Here is a 1,595-nt window from a genome sequence, read left to right on the forward strand (position 1 = left end):
CGACATTTACGTAGAGAAATCACTCAGTTTCACACACTCTATTTATGCACACTTACCGTATCCGTCACTATGAGCCGACCATTGGACAACGTGGACCGTGGTATCCTCTATCATCTCCAGCGAGATGCCCGGCATACAACTGCCCAAGAGATTGCAGAGACAGTCGGGGTTTCGGCGAGTACTGTCCGGAACCGAATCGAAGCGCTCGAAGATGATGGCATCATCAAGGGCTATCATCCTGAGATCGATTATGAAGCGGCGAATCTCCCGCTGCGCGTGCTGTTCGTCTGTACCGTGCCCGCAACCAACCAATCCGAATTTGTCCAGAAAATGCTCGAGATACAGGGCGTGGTCGATGTGCGCGAGATGCTCGTTGGCCGGCGGAATATCTACGTCGAAGTCGTGGGGACGAGTACGCAAGATATCACGCGTATCACGGACACGCTGCACGAGTCTGGTGTCACGATCGAGAGTTCCGAGATCATGCGCGAGCGGCATATGCAACCATTTGATCATTTCCATTTCAGTGAAGCCACCGCCGATGAACAACGTGAGCGCTAATTTTCAACCCATTCGATTGTGCATTTCATACTTTTAAAGCCAGATAGTGCTGGTAGAGCACATACTGTGTGTTGATGCACGATATTTCGAGTCTCTTTCTGCGAATTCACCAATATAACTAGATAATTATAAATAATGATTATATGTATGGCCAATCGAGACTTGAGTATGCGAGAGGATAAACACCCGATTGGCGATCGTGGCACCACCAAGGAACAGCTTACTCTCTTATACAAGCTCCTTGCCGATCACCGGCGCCGGGTTCTCCTCCAGTCTCTTCGCGATACAGCGGATCCTATGCCTATCTCTGCGTTAGTGACGGAGCTGACACAGAGTGCCGGCCGGGAACCGTCGGAGAGGGACGTGGAGACAGAGATTGCGGTCCATCATATTCATCTCCCCAAACTCGCTGATGCAGGGGTGATTGAGTATAACCAATCCGATCAGCAAGCCGCCTACAGCGCCCCGCCACAGGTTGATGCGCTGCTCAAGGAACTGTTGGTGACGGTTTCGACTGGCGAACAGGAATCCTCACTACAGGAATAATGCGGTTCAGCTACTAGGTTATCGGTCCTCCCCACTTCGTCACCCTGCTGTCGAGTATACTGCACTGTCCGCGTGAAGAGCACCGCCGTCGAGAATTTGGAGCCTCTCGATCGGCTAGTAGTAGCGACGTCCTGGGTACTCGGCTCGGACACCGTGACAGTTCGATCAGCATGGATTGTAACGGAATACCTATCAGATTCGATGCGTACTTCTGGTGAATCGTGCTGAGAGAGTTGAGTTGAGCCGAATTAATACCTTCTGCCGCCCTTCTGCCGGTAGTAGATGTCTCCACACCTGCTTAGTGCAACATGAGGCAGTGAGACAAATAGACCCTAATCAATCAAGCGGAGGTAGACCACCTCCGTCAACCCCACATGAATCTATGCGCGAAGGCGAGAACGGCTCAGGAGGAATAGCCAAAAAATCTGACGAACAGCGAAACCTCAGAACTCCCGATGCAAACTAATCAGCGAATAAGCCAACATCGA

2 protein-coding genes are annotated in these 1,595 nt (G+C 51.3%); both read left to right on the forward strand.

The features are described 5' to 3' along the window. A partial coding sequence (locus BG842_RS25045) for an Lrp/AsnC family transcriptional regulator (protein WP_342764834.1) occupies nt 1-561 on the forward strand: 561 nt, incomplete at its 5' end. A 168-nt stretch (nt 562-729) separates the two neighbouring features. After that, the gene (locus BG842_RS25050) at nt 730-1,107 is read left to right on the forward strand and encodes a hypothetical protein (protein ID WP_083252433.1); all 378 of its coding nucleotides are present in this window, start codon (nt 730-732) and stop codon (nt 1,105-1,107) included. Nucleotides 1,108-1,595 lie beyond the last annotated feature (488 nt).

The sequence above is a fragment of the Haladaptatus sp. W1 genome (assembly GCF_001723155.1).
GTDB classification, from domain to species: domain Archaea; phylum Halobacteriota; class Halobacteria; order Halobacteriales; family Haladaptataceae; genus Haladaptatus; species Haladaptatus paucihalophilus.